Source organism: Paraburkholderia lebeckiae, from assembly GCF_014201005.1.
Classification (GTDB): Bacteria; Pseudomonadota; Gammaproteobacteria; order Burkholderiales; family Burkholderiaceae; genus Paraburkholderia; species Paraburkholderia tuberum.
The window spans coordinates 267,431-286,745 of record NZ_JACHDK010000005.1; the positions used below are offsets into that span (position 1 = coordinate 267,431).

Genomic DNA, 19,315 nt, shown 5'->3' on the forward strand with positions numbered 1-19,315 from the left:
GGGCTTACGGGCAGTCATCCAATCGTCACGGCTTTGCCATGCGAGCGTCACCGCGCGTTACTACATTGGCGAAAAAAGAAATCCTCACTCTTTTCGACTAGGACAGCCAATGCGAGAACTGCCGACGCCCACCCTGCCCTTCGCCTCGCTTTTCGAACCGCGCCGTCTGCCGCGTGCCGAGGAAACGGTCACCGCGCAGCATCGCCTGCAAGTGTCGTGGGCGCGTACCGACGAAGAGCTGCGTGAAGCGCAGCGTCTACGCTATCGCGTCTTCGCCGACGAAATGGGCGCACGCCTCAGCGGCCCCGCGGGCCTCGACGTCGATGCCTTCGATTCGTACTGCGACCATTTGCTGGTACGCGATCTCGACACGTTGAAAGTAGTCGGCACGTATCGCGCCCTGCCGCCGCATCAGGCCACGCGCATCGGCCGTCTATATGCGGAAAGCGAGTTCGACGTGTCGCGTCTCACGCATCTGCGCGCGAAGATGGTCGAGGTCGGCCGCTCGTGCGTGCATCCGGACTATCGCAGCGGCTCGGTGATCATGTCGCTATGGGCTGGGCTCGCCGCGTACATGAAGCACAACGGCTACGAGACGATGCTCGGCTGCGCGAGCGTCGCGATGGCCGACGGCGGCCACTATGCGGCGAACCTGTATTGCTCGCTGCGCGACAACGCGCTGACCGCGCCCGAATATCGCGCGTTCCCGCATACGCCGCTGCCAGTCGACGAACTGCAGACGGGTGCCGCCGTCGCGCCGCCCCCGCTCGTGAAGGGCTACTTGCGTCTCGGCGCGAAGATTTGCGGCGCACCGGCGTGGGACCCCGACTTCAATACCGCGGATTTCCTGACGCTGTTCCGTCTGTCCGATATCAACGCCCGCTATGCGCGGCACTTCCTCGGCGATGCGTTGCCGCGATAAGCTGCGCCGAGATACGAAAAAGCCCTGCATTTGCAGGGCTTTTTTTGTTCATGCACACGCCGCGATTCGACGCGTGCGTCGAATCGCATCGCGTCAATCGTCCGTATAAACGACACGGTACGGAATCCCGACTTTCTCCCACTCCGCCGCCTCCTGGATCAGGCTGTAATCCGTCAACGGATTGTTGGCGACCCACGCGTTCGGCAAACGCACCTCGTAGCCGCCGTTCGCCTGAGCAACCGTGATGCCCGGCAGGCCGACGTCCGCGCGTCGACGGCACAGCAACGCCGCGAGCCGCAGACAGAACAGCAGCGGCCATTCGACGTCGCGCGTCTGCGACAGCTTGCCGAGCTTGCCCGCGTGGCCGAGCACGAGCGCGGCGAGGCGCGCCTGGTCGGTACGCGAAAAGCCCGGCATGTCGGCATTGCTTGCGATATAAGCCGAGTGTTTGTGATACGCGCTATGCGAGATCGACAGCCCGATTTCGTGCAGCGACGCCGCCCAGCCGATGAACATGCGGTTTTCCGCGCGGCGTTCCTCGTCCGGTTCGACGAACTGGTCGTAGAAGCTCGTCGACAGATCGCCGATGCGCCCCGCCTGCGGGCGATCGACGCCATAGCGGCGCATGAAGCCCTCGACCGTCACCGTACGCATGTCCTCGTGCTGCGAACGGCCGAGCAGGTCGTACATGACGCCGAGGCGCAGCGCGCCGTCGGTGGTGTCGACATAGTCGACGCCCAGTTCGTCGAACACCGCGATCATGATCGACAGCCCGCCCGCGAGCACCGGCACGCGGTCGCTCTTCAGCGCAATCAGTTTCAGCCGGTTGACGTTTTCGGCCTTGATCAGCGCACGCTTGAGCCGCTCGAGGCCGCCGCGCGAGATGCCGTGCGTGACACCCGCATCGTTGAAATTGTTCGCCTCGACCAGTTCGGCGAGCGCGCGCGCGGTGCCCGACGAGCCGATCGCCTGCTCCCAGCCAGTCTTCTTGTATTCGGCGGAAATGATCTGGATTTCGCGGCGCGCGGCGAGCTCGGCCTGGCGCATCGTGTACTCGTCGACGTTGCCGGCCGGGAAAAACGCGCGGCTATGGCTCACGCAGCCGATATACAAGCTCTCCATCATGATCGGCGTGTAGTGCGAGCCGATGATGAATTCCGTCGAGCCACCGCCGATATCGACGACGAGCCGCTTGCCCGCGCTCGCCGGCACCGAGTGCGCGGCGCCCGCATAAATCAGGCGCGCTTCCTCGCGACCGGCGATCACTTCGATCGGAAAACCGAGCGCGGCCTGCGCTTCGCCGAGAAATTCGCCCGCATTCTTCGCGATGCGCAGCGTATTGGTCGCGACCGCGCGCACGTGGTCCGGATGAAAATCGCGCAACCGCTCGCCGAAGCGCTTCAGCGCATCCCAGCCACGCACCTGCGACGCGCGATCGAGCATCTTGTCGCTCGATAGCCCGGCCGCGAGCCGCACCGGCTCGCGCAAGGCGTCCACCTGATAGATCTGGCTGCCCGCGTCGGTTTCCTCGACCCGGCCCACGATGAGCCGGAAGCTGTTCGAACCGAGATCGACGGCGGCGAGGAGATGAGGAATATTGACCATCGGGTAAGCGTACTCCATGCGCGCGAGCGCGGCGGATGCGGCCGAGGGCGTGGCGGCGGACTCCGGCAGCGCCACGCGCCTGCCCGGCGCCTTCGGCGCATGATGCGCGTCGCGGCCGGCCGCGCTGTTCAAAGACGCCATTCTAAGCGTAGCAGCCTTCACGGTGTCACCTCGCGGCGCAGGGAGTTCGGTATCGTCGCATAGGTAGCGCGTCATATTGACGACAGACGACGATTGCGGCATAAAATCTTAAAAACATCACCGATGTCATCAGGACGTCACCAAACCGTGAGAATTTCCGAGCGTCTTTCTGTCTCCATTTCAGACATTTCAATCTCGCCGCCGATGTCCGTCCGCTATCCCTTATTGAATCGCGAGCTGGGCATTCTGGGTTTCAACGAGCGTGTGTTGGCGCAAGCCGCCGATCCCGCCGTCCCCCTGCTCGAACGTCTCCGCTTTATCTGCATCACCAGTAGCAACCTCGACGAATTCTTCGAAGTCCGCATGGCCGGGCTTCAGGAACAGATGGGCGACAACCCCGGCGCATTGTCGCCCGACGGCATGTCGCTGCTTCACATGTACGACCTCGTGGTCGAACGTGCGCAGAAGCTCGTGCATCGCCAGTACACGATGCTGCACGACACGGTGCTCACCGCGCTCGAACAGGAAGGCATTTATTTCCACGGCAACGAAGCCTGGAGCGACGCGCAGACCGAATGGGCGCGCAACTACTTCTTCAACGAACTGCTGCCGGTGCTCACGCCGATCGGTCTCGACCCCGCGCATCCGTTTCCGCGCGTGCTGAACAAGAGCCTGAACTTCGTCGTCGAGCTCGAGGGCAAGGACGCGTTCGGCCGTCAGGCGATGATGGGCATCGTGCAGGCGCCGCGCGCGCTGCCGCGACTCGTGCGCATGCCGCAGGAGCTGTCGGGTTATCCGCATGGCTTCGTGCTGCTGAGCTCGCTGCTCCAACACTTTGTCGGCGAGCTGTTTCCGAATCTCGTCGTGCGCAGCTGCAATCAGTTTCGCATCACGCGCAATAGCGAGCTGTTCGTCGACGAAGACGAAATCACCAATCTGCGCGTCGCGTTGCAGGGCGAACTGCCGGCGCGGCATCTGGGCAATGCGGTGCGGCTCGAAGTGTCGGCGGAAACGCCCACGCATGTGGTGCGGCGCCTGCTCGACGAAAGCGGTCTGTCGAACAAGGACTGCTACTACGTGAACGGCCCCGTCAATCTGGTGCGGCTGATGCAGCTGCCCGAGATGGTCGACCGGCCGGATCTGAAGTTCGTGCCGCACATTCCGTCGACGCCGAGGCAGATCGCCAACAGCGCGAGCATGTTTGACGTGATCGATCAGGGCGACGTGCTGCTGCATCATCCGTACGAGAGCTTCCAGCCGGTGCTCGAGCTGCTGTTGCAGGCGGCCAAGGACCCGAACGTGGTCGCAATCAAGCAGACCATCTATCGGACCGGCACCGACTCGCCGCTGATGGATGCGCTGATGCAGGCCGCGCGCAACGGCAAGGAAGTCACGGTGGTCGTCGAGCTGCTCGCGCGCTTCGACGAGGAAACCAACATCAACTGGGCCTCGCAACTCGAAGCGGTCGGCGCGCACGTGGTCTACGGTGTAGTCGGCCACAAGTGTCACGCGAAGATGATGCTGATCGTGCGACGCGTGTCGGCGGGCGGCAAGGCGATCCTGAAGCGCTACGTGCACCTCGGCACGGGCAACTATCACCCGCGCACCGCGCGCCTCTATACCGATTTCGGTCTGATGACCGCCGATCAGAAGATCTGCGAGGACGTGCACCATGTGTTCCAGCAACTCACCGGCATCGGCGGCGAGCTGAAGCTGCACGAGCTGTGGCAGTCGCCGTTCACGCTGCATCCGAAGCTCGTCGACGCGATCCGCCAGGAAGCCGAGCATGCGCGCGCGGGCAAAAAGGCGCGCATCGTCGCGAAGATGAACGCGCTGCTCGAGCCGACGGTGATCGCCGAGCTGTACGAAGCATCGCAGGCCGGCGTGAAGATCGATCTGATCGTGCGCGGCGTGTGCTCGCTGCAGCCGGGCGTGCAAGGGCTCTCCGAGAACATCACGGTGCGCTCGATCGTCGGGCGCTTTCTCGAACACCATCGCATCTACTACTTCTACGACGGCGGCAAGGAACAGGTTTATCTGTCGAGCGCCGACTGGATGGATCGCAATCTGTTCCGGCGCGTCGAAGTCGCATTCCCGGTCAACAACCGGCGGCTGAAGCGGCGCGTGATCGCGGAAGGGCTGTCGGCGTTTCTCGGCGACAACCAGTCGGCCTGGTTGATGCAGAGCGACGGTCACTATCGTCGACGCCGGCCGGGCAAGGCGTCGCGCAATGCGCAGATGAGCCTGCTCGGCAAGTTCTGTTCGTAGTCGCCCGCGTTTCAGTCGACTGCCGCGTTCAAACCTGTGCGGTTTGAACGTGCGCCGTCCGATACACCGGAAAGCGCACCGTGAACGTGCTGCCGCGCCCTTCTTCGCTCTTCACGTCGAGTTGCGCATCGTGCCGTTGCAGTACGTGCTTGACGATCGCGAGACCGAGCCCGGTGCCGCCCGTATCGCGCGAACGGCTGCGATCGACGCGATAGAAGCGCTCGGTGAGCCGCGGGATATCGGCGGCCGGAATGCCGAGGCCGCTATCGGTGACCGAGAACACCGCATGGCCACCCTGCGCACGCCAGTTAACCTTGATCGAGCCGCCGTCCGGCGTGTAGCGGATCGCGTTCGTCACCAGATTGCCGAATGCGCTGAAAATCTCGGTTTCGACGCCGGTGACGGTCAGCGCTTCGTCGGCATCGAAGACGATCTTGTGATGATCGCTGGACAGGCTCTGCGCGTCGTCGCGCAGATGCCGCAACACCGCGCGCATGTCGATCATCTGATCGCTCGGCGGCTTGTTGTCGCCTTCGAGCCTCGCTAACACGAGCAGATCGCTGACGATATGACGCATGCGCGACGCCTGCTGCTCCATCAGCTCGAGATAACGCGCACGCTCGGCTTCGCCCAACGGCAGCTCGCGCATCGTCTCGAGAAAGCCAGACAACACGGTGAGCGGCGTTTTCAATTCGTGCGACACGTTGGCGACGAAGTCACGCCGCATCGCATCGGTGCGCTCGAGCTCGGTGATGTCCTGCGACAGCACGAGCTTGCGATTGTCGCCGTAAGGAAACACCTGCACCGACAGCACGTTCTGGCGCTTGTCGCCCATGCCGCGCATGATCAGCATTTCCTCGTACCGATGCGAATTCAGATAGCGCACGAAATCCGGATGACGCACCAGATGCGTAATGTGCTGACGCAGATCGCGCTTCGCATCGAGCCCAAAGTGGCTTTCGGAAATCGCGTTGCACCACTCGATCTGATCATGATCGTCGAGCATCGCGACACCGTTAGGCGACGCCTGGATCGCCTGGATGAAACGCGAATGCTGCTGCTCGACCTGGCGCACCTGGGCGTGCCAGCGCTTCGCGAGCTTGTGCAGACGATAGTAGATTTCGCCCCAGATGCCGGGGGCGCTCGGCACTTCGCCGTACACCGGCGCGTCGAGCAGACGCCACAGACGCTGCTTGTGAAAGGTACTGAAGACGCTCTGTGCGAGCAGCAGGACGATGGCGAGAGCGAGCCCTGCCTTGACGTTCACCAGTGCGCCGACCACCGCGCACAGAACAGCAAGCAGCACGACCGACACGATGGAGCGCGCCCAGATGATGTTCATGGTCTAGCGATCGAAGAGAAAATACAGCGCAGGAGGGAGGTACGGCGGCACAGCGCCATGCAATGCCGCGCGCCGCCGATGGCTATCAGGCGCTCTTCGCCAGCCGGTAACCGCTGCCGCGTACCGTTTCAATCATAGCATCGCACCCTGCCGGCTTGAGCGCCGCGCGCAGACGCTTGATATGCACGTCGACGGTCCGCTCTTCGACGAACACGTGATCGCCCCACACCTGATCGAGCAGTTGCGTGCGGCTGTGCACGCGCTCCGGGTGAGTCATGAAGAAGTGCAGCAGACGGAATTCGGTCGGGCCGAGATCGAGCTTGATCTCGCTGCCTTCCGCATGCGCGGCGACGCGGTGCGTGGCCGGATCGAGCTTCAGGCCGTTGATCGCGACCACGTCTTCGGTCAGCTGCGGCGCGCGGCGGCGCAGCACCGCCTTGATGCGCGCCATCAGCTCCTTCGGCGAGAACGGCTTCGTCACGTAGTCGTCGGCGCCGATCTCGAGGCCGAGCACCTTGTCCTGCTCGTCGCCTCGCGCGGTCAGCATGATGATCGGGATATGCTTCGTACGCTCGTTGTTGCGCAGATCGCGCGCGAACGAAATACCCGATTTGCCCGGCAACATCCAGTCGAGCAGCACGAGATCAGGCAGCACGTCGCTGATCAGGTTTTGCGCCTGCTCCGCGTTGTACGCGCGAATCGGGCAGTGCCCGGCGTGTTGAAGATTGACCGAAATCAGTTCGGAAATGGCGGGCTCATCTTCAATGACGAGAATGCTGCTGGGCATCGGCACCTCTGTTCCTTATCTCTGGATTAGCTGAGCGCTTCGCGTTCGAGCGCGTCGCGCGATTGGTGCCGCACGTCGGTACCCTTGACGATGTAGATGATGAATTCCGCGATGTTCTTCGCGTGGTCGCCGATCCGCTCGATCGCCTTGGCGATGAACAGGAAGTCGAGGCCCACGGAGATCGAACGCGGATCTTCGGTCATATACGAAATCAGCTTGCGCACGAACGCGCGGAATTCCTCGTCGATCGCCTTGTCGTCGCGCACGATCTGCGCGGCGGCGACCGTGTCCAGACGCGCGAACGCGTCCAGCGCACGGCGCAGGATCGACACAGCCATTTCGCCGGACAGCTTGATCTCGGCGATGTTGATGGTGCGCGATGCGCCGTCTTCCATCAGACGCTTGGTACGCTTCGCGATCTTTTCGGCTTCGTCGCCGGCGCGCTCGAGGTTCGTGATGGTCTTCGAGATCGCGATCAGCAGGCGCAGATCGCGCGCGGCCGGCTGACGGCGCGCGATGATGTTGCTGCACTCCTCGTCGATCTCGACTTCCATCTTGTTCAGACGGTCTTCGGCGACGATTACCTGCTCGGCGATGTCGAGGTCAAATTCGTTGAGCGCCTGCATCGCGTTGACGATCTGCGATTCGACGAGGCCGCCCATTTCTAGCACCTTCGACGAAACGAGGTTGAGGTCGGCGTCGAACTGGCTGGACAGATGTTTATCGGACATGTCGTACTCCGTGGTATTGCCCGGCGGATCAGCCGAAGCGGCCAGTGATGTAGTCCTCGGTTTCCTTGCGGACCGGCTTGATGAAGATCTTTTCGGTGTCGCCGAATTCGATCAGTTCACCGAGGTACATATAGGCAGTGTAGTCCGAACAGCGGGCCGCCTGCTGCATGTTGTGCGTGACGATCACCACCGTGTAGTCGCTCTTGAGTTCAGCGATCAGCTCTTCGATGCGGCCCGTCGAGATCGGGTCGAGCGCCGAGCACGGCTCGTCGAGCAGCAGCACTTCGGGGCGAATCGCAATGCCGCGCGCGATGCACAGACGCTGCTGCTGGCCACCCGACAAACCGTAGCCACTCTGGCCGAGCTTGTCCTTCACCTCGTTCCACAGCGCCGCCTTGGTCAGCGCCCATTCGACGCGGTCGTCCATTTCCGAGCGCGACAGCTTCTCGAACATCTTCACGCCGAAAGCGATGTTGTCGTAGATCGACATCGGGAACGGCGTCGGCTTCTGGAACACCATGCCGATGCGCGCGCGCAGCAGCGAAATGTCCTGGCGCGTAGTCAGCAGGTTTTCGCCGTCCATCACGATCTCGCCTTCCGCGCGCTGCTCCGGATAGAGCGCGTACATCTTGTTGAAGGTACGCAGCAGCGTGGACTTGCCGCAGCCGGACGGGCCGATGAACGCGGTCACCTTGCCTTCGGGAATCTCCAGATTGATGTTCTTCAGCGCGTGATACTTGCCGTAGAAGAAGTTGAGGTCCTTGACCTCGATCTTCGGGCGCGACGGCGTTTGTGCGTGAGCGCTGCTTTCGGGGTCGGAGCCCGCGGGCGCGGCTGCGTGCCCGATCGGATTGAGTTGGGTTTCTGCCATGTTCATCGGATTCACTCCGCCCTTACTTGTTCGAGAAGATCGTGCGCGCGAGGATGTTAAGTCCCAGCACCGCGAGCGTGATCAGAAAGACGCCGGCCCACGCGAGCGATTGCCACTGCGCGAACGGGCTCATCGCAAACTTGTAGATCGTGACCGGCAGGTTCGCGACCGGCTGGCCCATATCGACCGAGAAGAACTGGTTCGACAACGCGGTGAAGAGGAGCGGCGCGGTTTCGCCGGCAATCCGCGCGACACCGAGCAGCACACCGGTGACGATGCCCGCGATCGACGCCTTCAGCGTGATCGACAGCACCATCTTCCACTTCGGCGTGCCGAGCGCGAACGCGGCTTCACGCATCGCGCTAGGCACGAGTTTCAGCATGTTTTCGGTCGTGCGGATCACGATCGGAATCTGCAGCAACGCGAGGGAGAGCACGCCGGCCCAGCCGCTGAAGTGCCCCATCTTCGCGACGACGAGCGCGTAGACGAACAGACCGATCACGATCGACGGCGCTGACAGCAGGATGTCGTTGATGAAGCGCGTGAGGTTCGCGAGCCAGCCCTTCTGGCCGTATTCGGCGAGATAGACGCCCGCCATGATGCCGATCGGCGTGCCGACGAACGTTGCGAGCCCTACCAGCATCACGCTGCCGACGATCGCGTTGGCGAGACCGCCGCCATCGGTGTTCGGCGGCGGCGTCGACTGCGTGAACAGGTCGACCGACAGACCGCCGATACCAAGACGCAGCGTCGTATAGAGAATCCACACGAGCCACAGCAGGCCGAACGCCATCGCCGCGAGCGACAGCGTCAGCGCAAGCGCGTTGGTCATGCGACGGCGTCCTTGCAGACGCACGCGCATCCTTTCGAGCGTCGCGGCGTCCTTCAGACCTGGCATGTTCAGGGACGGCCCGCTCATTTCGCGCCCTCCCCTTTCTCGAGACGCAGCAGCATGATTTTCGAAATCGCCAGCACGATGAATGTAATCACGAACAGGATCAGGCCGAGTTCCATCAGCGCCGACGTATGCAGGCCCGGGTCCGCTTCCGCGAACTCGTTGGCGAGCGCCGACGTGATGCTGTTGCCCGGCGAAAACAGCGAAATATTGTCGAGCAGATTGGTGTTGCCGATCACGAACGTGACCGCCATCGTCTCACCCAGCGCGCGGCCGAGACCGAGCATGACGCCGCCGATCACACCGCTCTTCGTGAACGGCAGCACGATCTTCCACATCACTTCCCACGTCGTGCAGCCGATACCGTACGCGGATTCCTTCAGCAGCACCGGCGTGACTTCGAACACGTCGCGCATCACCGCTGCGATGTACGGGATGATCATGATCGCAAGGATCACGCCCGCGCACAGAATGCCGATCCCGATCGGCGGACCGGCGAACAGCGCGCCGACGATAGGAATACTGCCGAGCACCGCGCCTAGCGGCTTCTGGAACCATACCGCGAAGATCGGCGCGAACACGAGCAGACCCCACATGCCGTACACGATCGACGGAATCGCGGCGAGCAGCTCGATCGCGATGCCGAGCGGCCGGCGCAGCCACGCGGGCGACAGCTCGGTCAGAAACAGCGCGATACCGAAGCTGACGGGCACCGCGATAAGGAGAGCGATGATCGACGTCGCGAGGGTGCCGTAGATCGGCACGAGCGCGCCAAATTGTTTGCTGGGTGGATCCCACACCGCCGTCCACAGGAACGCGAGACCGAACTCGCGAATCGACGGCATCGAGGCGATGATCAGCGACACGATGATGCCGCCGAGCAGCAGCAGCGTGACGATGGCGGAAAGGCGTGCGAGGCCGCCGAAGATCACATCGCCCGAGCGACCAGGCGCTTTCTGCTGCGACGCGCTGCCAGGCGGAGTGGCCCGGCTCGTGCCGGACGCAAAATCAATATCGGACATGAGAGCCTGAGGGACCTGTTTCCAGTTGCCGGACGACACATGTCGGGCGGTCGGTGATGCATGCGGCGCATGCCGCGTGAAAGTCGCAGGCCGTCCTCGCACGAGGACGGCCGGGGTGCTACAGGGCGCGGCCAGATCGACCGCGCCAGCTTACGCCTGTTACTCGGCGAGCGTCTTGCCTGCCGAATCCTTGACCTTCTGCTTCCACTGCGTGCGGATTTCCGAGACGACCGACTGCGGCAGCGAGATGTAGTCCAGATCGTTCGCAGCCTGGCCGCCGTTCTTGAATGCCCAGTCGAAGAACTTCAGCGTTTCCGCGCCTTGCGGTGCCTTGTCCTGCGTCGTGTGCAGCAGCACGAACGTCGCGCCGACGATCGGCCATGCGTTCTTGCCCGGCTCGTTCGTCAGGATCTGGTAGAACGACTTCGACCAGTCGGCGCCAGCAGCCGCTGCCTTGAACGTGTCGGTCTCCGGCTGAACCACCGCGCCGGATTCGTTCTTCATCGCGACATAGTTCATGTGGTTCTGTTTAGCGTACGCCCATTCGACGTAACCGATCGCGCCCGGCAGACGCTGCACGAAAGCCGCGACGCCGTCGTTGCCCTTGCCACCCGTGCCGGTCGGCCAGTTGACCGTCGCACCTTCACCGACCTTCGTCTTCCATTCCGGGTTGACCTTCGACAGGTAGTTCGTCCAGATGAAGCTGGTGCCCGAACCGTCGGCGCGGCGCACCACGGCGATGTCCAGATCCGGCAGCTTGACCTTCGGGTTCAGCGCGACGATTGCCGGGTCGTTCCACTTCTTGATCTTGCCCAGGTAGATGTCGCCGAGCACTTCACCCGACAGCACCAGTTCGCCCGGCTTCACGCCCGGCACGTTGACTGCCGGCACCACGCCGCCGACCACCGTCGGGAACTGGAACAGGCCTGCCTTCGCGAGTTCGTCGTCCTTCAGCGGAGCGTCCGACCCTGCGAAATCGACGGTCTTCGCCTCGATCTGCTTGATGCCGCCTGACGAACCGATGCCTTGGTAGTTAACCTTGCCGCCGCCGGTCTTCTGATAAGCGTCGGCCCACTTCGTGTAAATCGGTGCCGCGAACGTGCTGCCCGCGCCGGTGATGTCTGCGGCTTGCGCTGCGATTGCGAAGAGCGCGCCAGCGACGCCAGCGAACACGGTTTGCATCAATTTCATGAGACCTCCAGGTGGGTGTGAGCGTGTGGTGTGAGCGTGAAACTCGAACACCGCGAAGCTTAGGGTCTCTTTATGACAAAAACGTGACTGATAATGAATCAGATGTGACAGTAATATTACCCGGTGAAAGGTGCCAAAGTCGCCGAATTGCCGCTGTGCCGATGCCCGTTGCATCGAATTTTTCGAGGTAGACGAAAAAGATGGGGCGCGAACGTTTGCGCTTCGCGCGGAGGTCGGTTTTGTGCGGGATGTGCCGTCCCTTTTGGCGGCTGCGGATTGGGGATTTGATGGGGTGAGGAATGAGCCTTCGTTGGGTGTGAAAGCCCGCCCACCCAGTTTATGGAGTCCGCTGAATCTTCTGCTTGCGACGCTCAGGCAGGCGGCAAGCGGCCGCCACCGCCCGCCGCCGACTCGGGAATCGATCAGGCCGTCGCTACCCGCACGGCTTCGGCAATCGCTTCAGAATGCTCGAGCGCGTCCGCGAAGTTCTGCGCCTCCACCATCACGCGCAGTACCGGCTCGGTGCCCGACGCGCGGATCAGTACGCGACCGCGGCCGTCGAGCGCGCCTTCGGCCACCTTGATCGCGCTGCGGATCGTCTCGCTGCCCTTCCAGTCCGCGCCGGGCTTCATGCGCACGTTGATCAGCTTCTGCGGGAACAGGGTGACACCGTCGAGCAGATCCGCGAGCGATTTGCCGCTGCGCTGCATCGCCGCCAGCACGAGCAGAGCGGACACGATGCCGTCGCCGGTCGAATGGCGATCGAGTGAAAGAATGTGGCCCGAGCCTTCGGCGCCGAGCTGCCAGCCGTGCTCGCGAAGCTGTTCGAGCACATAGCGGTCGCCGACCGCGGCGCGAACGAACTTGACGCCGGCATTCTGCAGTGCGACCTCCACGGCCATGTTGGTCATCAGCGTGCCGACCGCTCCTTCCACGTGGCCGGCGGTCGCGATACGGTCCTTGACCAGCACGTACAACAGCTCGTCGCCGTTGAAAAGGCGGCCGGACTCGTCGACGACCTGCAGACGGTCGGCATCGCCATCGAGCGCGATACCGAGGTCCGCGTGGTTCGCGCGCACCGCGCGAACCAGCGCATCCGGCGCGGTCGCGCCGACGCCGTCGTTGATATTGAAGCCGTTCGGCGAGACGCCGATCGGGATCACTTCCGCGCCGAGCTCATGGAACACGTGCGGCGCGACGTCGTACGCGGCGCCATGCGCGCAATCGACGACGAGCTTCATGCCGCGCAGGTCGTACGCGGCCGGGAACGTGCTCTTGCAGAACTCGATGTAGCGGCCAGCTGCATCATCGAGACGGCGCGCTTTGCCCAGTTGCTCGGAGGCCGCGCACGCGAGCGGCAGCTCGAGCTGCTCCTCGATCTGCGCCTCGACGTCGTCCGGCAGCTTGTTGCCGTCGGCCGAGAAGAACTTGATGCCGTTGTCGTAGTACGGGTTGTGCGAGGCGCTGATCACGACACCCGCGGCAAGCCGCAGTGCGCGCGTCAGATAGGCGATGCCGGGCGTCGGCATCGGGCCGGCCAGCATCACGTCGACGCCGGCCGCCGAGAAGCCCGATTCGAGCGCGGCTTCGAGCATGTAGCCCGACACCCGCGTGTCTTTGCCGATCAGCACGGTCGGACGGGTGCCTGTTTTCGCCCATTGATCGGCGCCCGCGAGCACCTTGCCGGCCGCATAGCCGAGCCGCAACACGAATTCCGGCGTGATCGGGCCTTCGCCGACCTTGCCTCGAATGCCGTCCGTTCCGAAGTAACGACGTGCCATGTTTGTTCTCCCTTTCCGTGGCTGCGGGTTCAACCGTGCGCGCGGCTGTGCTTGTCCGCGTCGCGCAGGGTTGCCCATACTTTCAATGCATCGACTGTTTGCGCGACGTCGTGTACGCGCAGAATCGCGGCGCCCCGTTCGGCCGCGCACACCGCCGCGGCGATGCTGCCGGCCACGCGCTCCGGCGCCGGCCGCCCCGTTATCGCGCCAACCATCGACTTGCGCGACATGCCCGCAAGAATCGGATACGGCGAAGCGGCGCGCGGGGCCGTGTCGCGCAGATGGGCGAGCAGCGCGTAGTTATGCTCGACGACGACCTTGCCGAAGCCGAAACCCGGATCGACGCTGATACGCTCGCGCGCAATCCCCGCCTGCTGCAACGTCGCGACACGCTCCTCGAGGAAGTGGCGCACTTCGCCGACGACGTCGTCATAGTGAGGCTCGCCCAGCTGCATGGTCTGCGGCTCACCCAGCATATGCATGACACAAAGGCCGCAGTCGCTGTCGCGCACCGCGTCGATCGCGCCAGGCATGCGGAAGCCCCAGATGTCGTTGATCAGGTCGGCGCCCGCGTTCAACGCATGACGCATCACTTCCGGCTTGTACGTATCAACCGACAAAGGCACGTTCGCGCCACGCAGTTGCTCGACGAGCGGCAACACGCGCTCCAACTCTTCGTCGAGCGGCACCGGCGGCGCGCCAGGACGCGTCGATTCCCCGCCGATATCGATGATGTCCGCGCCCTCGAGCATCATGCGCTCGGCCTGGCGCAGCGCATCGCCGCGCGTCGCGAACTTGCCGCCATCGGAAAAGGAATCGGGAGTGACGTTCAGGATGCCCATGACCAACGGGCGTTCGAACGTCAGCTTGAAGCGGCCACACTGCAGCGGCTCTGGAAGGGGTGCGGAAGAGGAATCGACTTTCGACACGTAGCAATGCTTCACTTGGAACGGATAAATGCAAAACGGGCCGGTGTGTAGCACACCGGCCCGCACTTTCTACTGGCTGCCGATCAGGCCGGCGCGGTTGCGCTGCCCGGCTTGACTTCGGTGCCCGGGCTGCCGCCCGACGAGGCGTCGCTTGCCGACGGAGGCGAGCTCTTCGGCGAACGCGGCGGACGGCCTGCCATGATGTCGTTGATCTGATCGGCGTCGATCGTCTCCCACTCCATCAGTGCGGCGGTCATCGCTTCGACCTTGTCGCGGTTCTCTTCGAGCAGGCGCCGTGCGAGATTGTACTGCTCGTCCAGCACATGACGGATTTCCGCGTCGACCTTCTGCTGCGTCGCTTCCGAAATGGTCCGCGTGAAGCCACGGCCGAACGGCGAAGCGTCGTTCTCGTCATCGACATAGACCATCGGTCCGAGCGCATCCGTCATGCCGAAGCGGGCAACCATTGCGCGAGCCGTCTGCGTCGCCTTGTTGAAGTCGTCCGACGCACCGGTGCTGATCAGGTTCAGGAACAGCTCTTCCGCGACGCGGCCACCGAACAGGATGGCAAGGCGGTCGAGCAGATATTCCTTCGAGTACGTTTCGTTGTCGTGCTCCGGCAACTGCCATGTGACGCCCAGCGCACGGCCGCGCGGAATGATCGTGACCTTGTGCACCGGATCGGCCTTCGGCAACAGCTTCGCGATCACCGCATGACCCGATTCGTGATACGCGGTAGCACGCTTCGATTCTTCGCGGATCACAGCCGACTTGCGCTCTGGACCCATGAAGATCTTGTCCTTCGCGTCCTCGAAGTCCGTCATTTCTACGATGCGCTTGCCGCGGCGCGCCGCGAACAGTGCTGCTTCGTTGACGAGGTTTGCGAGATCTGCGCCCGAGAAACCCGGCGTGCCGCGCGCGATCACTGCCGCATCGACGTCGTTCGAGATCGGCACCTTGCGCAGGTGCACCTTCATGATGTGCTCGCGGCCGCGAATATCGGGCAGACCCACGTACACCTGACGGTCGAAACGGCCCGGACGCAACAGCGCCTTGTCGAGCACATCCGAACGGTTCGTTGCGGCGATCACGATGACGCCCGAGTTCGCCTCGAAGCCGTCCATTTCGACGAGCATCTGGTTCAGCGTCTGTTCGCGCTCGTCGTTACCGCCGCCCATGCCGGCGCCTCGATGACGGCCGACCGCGTCGATTTCGTCGATGAACACGATACACGGCGCGTGCTTCTTGGCCTGCTCGAACATGTCGCGCACGCGAGCCGCGCCGACGCCGACGAACATTTCCACGAAATCTGAACCTGAAATGCTGAAGAACGGCACCTTTGCCTCGCCGGCGATGGCGCGCGCGAGCAGCGTCTTACCGGTTCCCGGCGGGCCAACGAGCAGCACGCCGCGCGGAATACGACCACCGAGCTTCTGGAATTTCTGCGGATCGCGCAGGAAGTCGACGAGTTCCGACACCTCTTCCTTGGCTTCGTCGCAACCGGCGACGTCGGTGAAATTGATTGCGTTGTTGTTCTCGTCGATCAGCCGCGCGCGCGACTTGCCAAACGAGAACGCCCCGCCTTTGCCGCCCCCCTGCATCTGTCGCATCATGTAAAACCAGAAACCGATGATCAGGATCGTCGGACCGAGGTAGTACAGCACGGACATCAGTGCATTGGGTTCGTCGTCAGCCTTGCCGCTCACCTGTACGCCATACTTCATCAGATCGCCGACCATCCAGATGTCGCCGGGCGACACGATCTGGTACTTCTGGCCGTCTGCTGGAGTGACCGTGAGGTTCCGCCCCTGGACAATGACGTTCTTGACTTTGCCGTTCTTCGCGTCGTCCATGAACTGCGAATAGGAAACGCCTTCCTGGACACGGGGCTTGTCGAACTGCTTGAACACCGTAAACAGCACCAGTGCGATTACCAGCCACACTGCTGCTTTCGAAAACATATTGTTGTTCAAAGCACCACTCCTTCACTTAGACGGGCGCCTACACTTGCCTTGCGGCACCACGAAAGCATTCTAATCCAGTCCGCAGACCCCTGCCATAACGTTTCACTACCACGGAAATAGGATAGCGGGCCGGCTTGACGCCCGTCTCCGGACGCATCGGGCTCATTATTGGCAGGGATGGAACCGGCTCGCCGCATCCCTATGCGGGACGCTTCAGATGCTTACCCAAAATAAATGTTTCTGACGATTTGTCCCGCGACGCCTTCGGCTTGCGGGCCGCCACCACCTTGAATTGGCGTTTGAACTTTTCGACAATCTGACTATATCCGCTGCCGTGAAAGCACTTGACTAAAAGGGCACCATCCGGCTTCAGGTGATTTTGCGCGAATTCGAGCGCGAGATCGCATAAATGCTCGATCCGCGCCGCATCCGCGATCGCCACGCCCGACAGGTTGGGCGCCATATCCGAAATTACAAGGTCTACCTGGCGCGCACCGACCAATTCTTCGAGCTGGATCAGCACCGAGTCTTCGCGGAAATCGCCCTGGATGAAGTGCACGTCGGCCACCGGCTCCATCGGCAGAAGGTCCAAAGCGATGATCGTGCCGTCGATGCCACCTTCGCGCTCCGCGTTGCGCTGCGAGCCGCCCGCGAGTTTGTTGCGCACGTACTGGCTCCAGCTGCCCGGCGAGGAACCGAGATCGACGATCACCTGCCCGGGACGGATCAGCTTGTCCTGCTCGTCGATTTCCTTGAGCTTGTAGGCCGCGCGGGCGCGATAACCTTCCCGCTGCGCCATTTTGACGTACGGATCGTTGATGTGGTCGTGCAGCCACGCGGTATTGAATTTGTTTTTTGCCATTAAAGATTGAACTATTGCTGCGTCGGGTCGCGCTTTAGGGGATAATACGCGGTTATTTCGCGCGGCCCCCCGCCAGACTGGCGGCGATCCGCGATTCTGTTGTTCTGACGCGCGCCCTGCTGAATCGAGTCGCCCGAATCGCTCGGCGATCGGACGAAACCGCAGGAGCCGCCATTTTAGTCGAGTCTCCCACTTTCCATGCCAGCCCTCAAAGTCTCTTCCGACCAACGCGCCGAGTTGCGCTCCCAGGCACATGCGCTCAAACCGGTCGTGCTCGTCGGGGCCGAAGGCTTGACCGACGCTGTGCTCGCCGAAATCAAGGTGCACCTCGCCGCACATCAACTGATCAAAATTCGCGTGTTCGGCGATGAGCGCGAGGAGCGCATCGCTATCTACGAAGAAATCTGCGACGCGCTGAACGCGGCACCGATCCAGCATATCGGCAAGCTGCTCGTGATCTGGAAGCCAGAATCGGCACAGCCGGCGGCAAAAGCGAAGCGCGGCGCGTTGCCGAGCGCCCGCGAAGCGGCAGCCGAAGAAACCCGGCCGGCCAAGGGACGCGCACCCCGCATCGTCAAGGTCGCCAAGCCGACCGACGTGCCGATGCGCAAGCCGCGAGCGAAAGCGGTGCTGGTGCGCGGCAATGAACGCGTGACGCAGGGCGGCAACATCAAGCGCGCGAAGAAGCGTCAAACCAGCGCAAAGCGTTCGCATCAGTCGAAGTAGAGAATACGCGCCCAAGGTGCGGACCGACTCCGCACTGCGCATTGGCGGCCTTGAGCGCGAGGCCCGAAGCAGCGCGAATGAACCGTAGTTGGCCACCGGAATCGCGACGATTCGTCGCAATGTGAGAATCATCGCGGGCATCGGCATCGACCCGGCGGCCATGGTACGCGCACCGTCGCACCATCAGCCACCCGCCAGCTTCAGCCCGCCACCTTGCCCGTGACGCCGCGCGCGCCCTCTTCCGTGGCCGCGGCACCAACAGGCGCCGGCAGCAGCCAAACGAGCGCAACCCCTAGCAGGCTCTCGATCAGGTAGAACAGACTCGACACGCCATGCAGGATGCCGAAGCGCGTCGCATAAACGGAATGCCCGATGTCCATGCCCGCCTCGAGCGCCGCCACGCGCATCGCGTTCATGAACGGCTGCAACGCGAAATAGCCAACCAGCACGCATACGAGCATACCGGCGAGCAGCCAGCGCAAGCGGCGATATGCGCCATTCCCGCGCCGCACGAGCAAATTGGCGAGACCGAGCAGCAAAATGCCGCACACGACGCCAATCACACCCTGAATACGAAACAGCCGCGCAGCGACGGCGCCCGCCGTCATCCGGTCGAGCGTCGTGAACAGCACGGGCGCAACCGCATAGCCGATAGTCAACAGACTACCGACCCACACCACCGTCAACAGGCGGAAAAAACGATGAGGCATCAAAGACACCGGCGCCACCCTCAGATGTAGCTGACCGCGATGATTTCGTATTCGCGCACGCCGCCCGGCGCTTGCACCGACGCGACATCGCCTTCCGACTTGCCGATCAGCGCCCGCGCGATCGGCGAGCTGATCGAGATCAGGCCGTGGTCGATGTCCGCCTCGTCGTCGCCGACGATCTGGTATTTAACCGACGCGCCCGACTCGAGATCTTCGAGTTCGAGCGTCGCGCCGAACACCACGCGGCCGTCCGCTTCCACTTGCGACGGATCGATCACCTGCGCGCCCGCGAGCTTCGACTCGATTTCGGCGATACGGCCTTCGATGAAGCCCTGCTTTTCCTTCGCAGCGTCGTATTCCGCGTTTTCCGACAGATCGCCCTGGGCGCGCGCTTCCGCGATCGAGTTGATCACGGCCGGACGTTCAACCGATTTCAGGCGCTGCAATTCATCGCGCAGCATGTCTGCGCCGCGCTTCGTCAATGGAATAGTGCTCATAAACAACTCTGGAGGCAAAAAACGGCCATAAAAAAAATCACCGCGGTTAAGTGCATTCCGCGAAAGCCGCC

The 19,315-nt window shown here is 62.9% G+C and carries 17 protein-coding genes; 3 read left to right on the forward strand and 14 right to left on the reverse strand.

What is annotated here, in order from left to right; translation table 11 throughout:
- Window positions 1-109: 109 nt before the first annotated feature.
- Window positions 110-922 carry a GNAT family N-acetyltransferase gene (locus HDG39_RS12430; RefSeq protein ID WP_184006231.1) on the forward strand — a complete coding sequence of 271 codons (813 nt, stop codon included), beginning with the start codon at window positions 110-112 and terminating at the stop codon, window positions 920-922.
- Window positions 923-1,015: 93 nt separating this feature from the next.
- Here the strand turns inward: HDG39_RS12430 and ppx are convergent, their stop codons facing one another.
- A complete protein-coding gene (gene ppx, locus HDG39_RS12435) occupies window positions 1,016-2,668 on the reverse strand; it encodes an exopolyphosphatase (RefSeq protein WP_184006232.1) in 1,653 nt (550 codons plus the stop codon).
- A 204-nt stretch (window positions 2,669-2,872) separates the two neighbouring features.
- Between ppx and ppk1 the strand changes: the two genes are divergently transcribed.
- Window positions 2,873-4,936 (forward strand): polyphosphate kinase 1, encoded by a 2,064-nt coding sequence (gene ppk1 / locus HDG39_RS12440; RefSeq protein WP_018421230.1) that lies wholly within the window; start codon window positions 2,873-2,875, stop codon window positions 4,934-4,936.
- A 28-nt stretch (window positions 4,937-4,964) separates the two neighbouring features.
- Here ppk1 and phoR read toward each other — a convergent pair whose 3' ends face one another.
- From phoR to HDG39_RS12495, 11 genes are all read right to left on the reverse strand, one after another.
- Entirely contained in the window at window positions 4,965-6,278 is a 1,314-nt protein-coding gene (gene phoR, locus HDG39_RS12445) for a phosphate regulon sensor histidine kinase PhoR (protein WP_184006233.1), read from the reverse strand.
- An 85-nt stretch (window positions 6,279-6,363) separates the two neighbouring features.
- Window positions 6,364-7,065, reverse strand: coding sequence for a phosphate regulon transcriptional regulator PhoB (gene phoB, locus HDG39_RS12450; protein ID WP_085480866.1), 702 nt, complete (start codon window positions 7,063-7,065; stop codon window positions 6,364-6,366).
- Between the two features lie 26 nt (window positions 7,066-7,091).
- The gene (gene phoU / locus HDG39_RS12455; RefSeq protein WP_027198295.1) at window positions 7,092-7,796 is read right to left on the reverse strand and encodes a phosphate signaling complex protein PhoU; all 705 of its coding nucleotides are present in this window, start codon (window positions 7,794-7,796) and stop codon (window positions 7,092-7,094) included.
- A 28-nt stretch (window positions 7,797-7,824) separates the two neighbouring features.
- Window positions 7,825-8,667, reverse strand: a complete 843-nt coding sequence (gene pstB / locus HDG39_RS12460) for a phosphate ABC transporter ATP-binding protein PstB (RefSeq protein ID WP_409259166.1) — start codon at window positions 8,665-8,667, stop codon at window positions 7,825-7,827.
- 22 nt (window positions 8,668-8,689) lie between these two features.
- A complete protein-coding gene (pstA, locus tag HDG39_RS12465) occupies window positions 8,690-9,586 on the reverse strand; it encodes a phosphate ABC transporter permease PstA (protein WP_026225943.1) in 897 nt (298 codons plus the stop codon).
- On the reverse strand, window positions 9,583-10,584 hold the full coding sequence (pstC, locus tag HDG39_RS12470; protein ID WP_184006234.1) for a phosphate ABC transporter permease PstC: 1,002 nt from the start codon (window positions 10,582-10,584) through the stop codon (window positions 9,583-9,585). The genes pstA and pstC overlap by 4 nt, the downstream gene beginning before the upstream one ends.
- 159 nt (window positions 10,585-10,743) lie before the next feature.
- A complete protein-coding gene (pstS, locus tag HDG39_RS12475) occupies window positions 10,744-11,775 on the reverse strand; it encodes a phosphate ABC transporter substrate-binding protein PstS (RefSeq protein ID WP_184006235.1) in 1,032 nt (343 codons plus the stop codon).
- Between the two features lie 422 nt (window positions 11,776-12,197).
- On the reverse strand, window positions 12,198-13,556 hold the full coding sequence (gene glmM / locus HDG39_RS12480) for a phosphoglucosamine mutase (RefSeq protein ID WP_018421237.1): 1,359 nt from the start codon (window positions 13,554-13,556) through the stop codon (window positions 12,198-12,200).
- 29 nt (window positions 13,557-13,585) lie between these two features.
- The gene (folP, locus tag HDG39_RS12485; protein WP_503125000.1) at window positions 13,586-14,485 is read right to left on the reverse strand and encodes a dihydropteroate synthase; all 900 of its coding nucleotides are present in this window, start codon (window positions 14,483-14,485) and stop codon (window positions 13,586-13,588) included.
- A gap of 83 nt (window positions 14,486-14,568) precedes the next feature.
- Complete coding sequence (gene ftsH, locus HDG39_RS12490; protein ID WP_018421239.1) at window positions 14,569-16,458, reverse strand: ATP-dependent zinc metalloprotease FtsH; 1,890 nt, start codon at window positions 16,456-16,458, stop codon at window positions 14,569-14,571.
- A 190-nt stretch (window positions 16,459-16,648) separates the two neighbouring features.
- On the reverse strand, window positions 16,649-17,311 hold the full coding sequence (locus HDG39_RS12495; protein ID WP_018421240.1) for an RlmE family RNA methyltransferase: 663 nt from the start codon (window positions 17,309-17,311) through the stop codon (window positions 16,649-16,651).
- A gap of 198 nt (window positions 17,312-17,509) precedes the next feature.
- Here HDG39_RS12495 and HDG39_RS12500 point away from each other — a divergent pair, with 198 nt between their 5' ends.
- Window positions 17,510-18,037, forward strand: a complete 528-nt coding sequence (locus HDG39_RS12500) for a YhbY family RNA-binding protein (protein ID WP_026225945.1) — start codon at window positions 17,510-17,512, stop codon at window positions 18,035-18,037.
- Between the two features lie 200 nt (window positions 18,038-18,237).
- Here HDG39_RS12500 and HDG39_RS12505 read toward each other — a convergent pair whose 3' ends face one another.
- Together HDG39_RS12505 and greA are read right to left on the reverse strand one after the other, a co-directional pair.
- Complete coding sequence (locus tag HDG39_RS12505) at window positions 18,238-18,747, reverse strand: DUF4149 domain-containing protein (RefSeq protein ID WP_184006236.1); 510 nt, start codon at window positions 18,745-18,747, stop codon at window positions 18,238-18,240.
- Window positions 18,748-18,767: 20 nt separating this feature from the next.
- Complete coding sequence (gene greA / locus HDG39_RS12510; RefSeq protein WP_026225947.1) at window positions 18,768-19,244, reverse strand: transcription elongation factor GreA; 477 nt, start codon at window positions 19,242-19,244, stop codon at window positions 18,768-18,770.
- Window positions 19,245-19,315 lie beyond the last annotated feature (71 nt).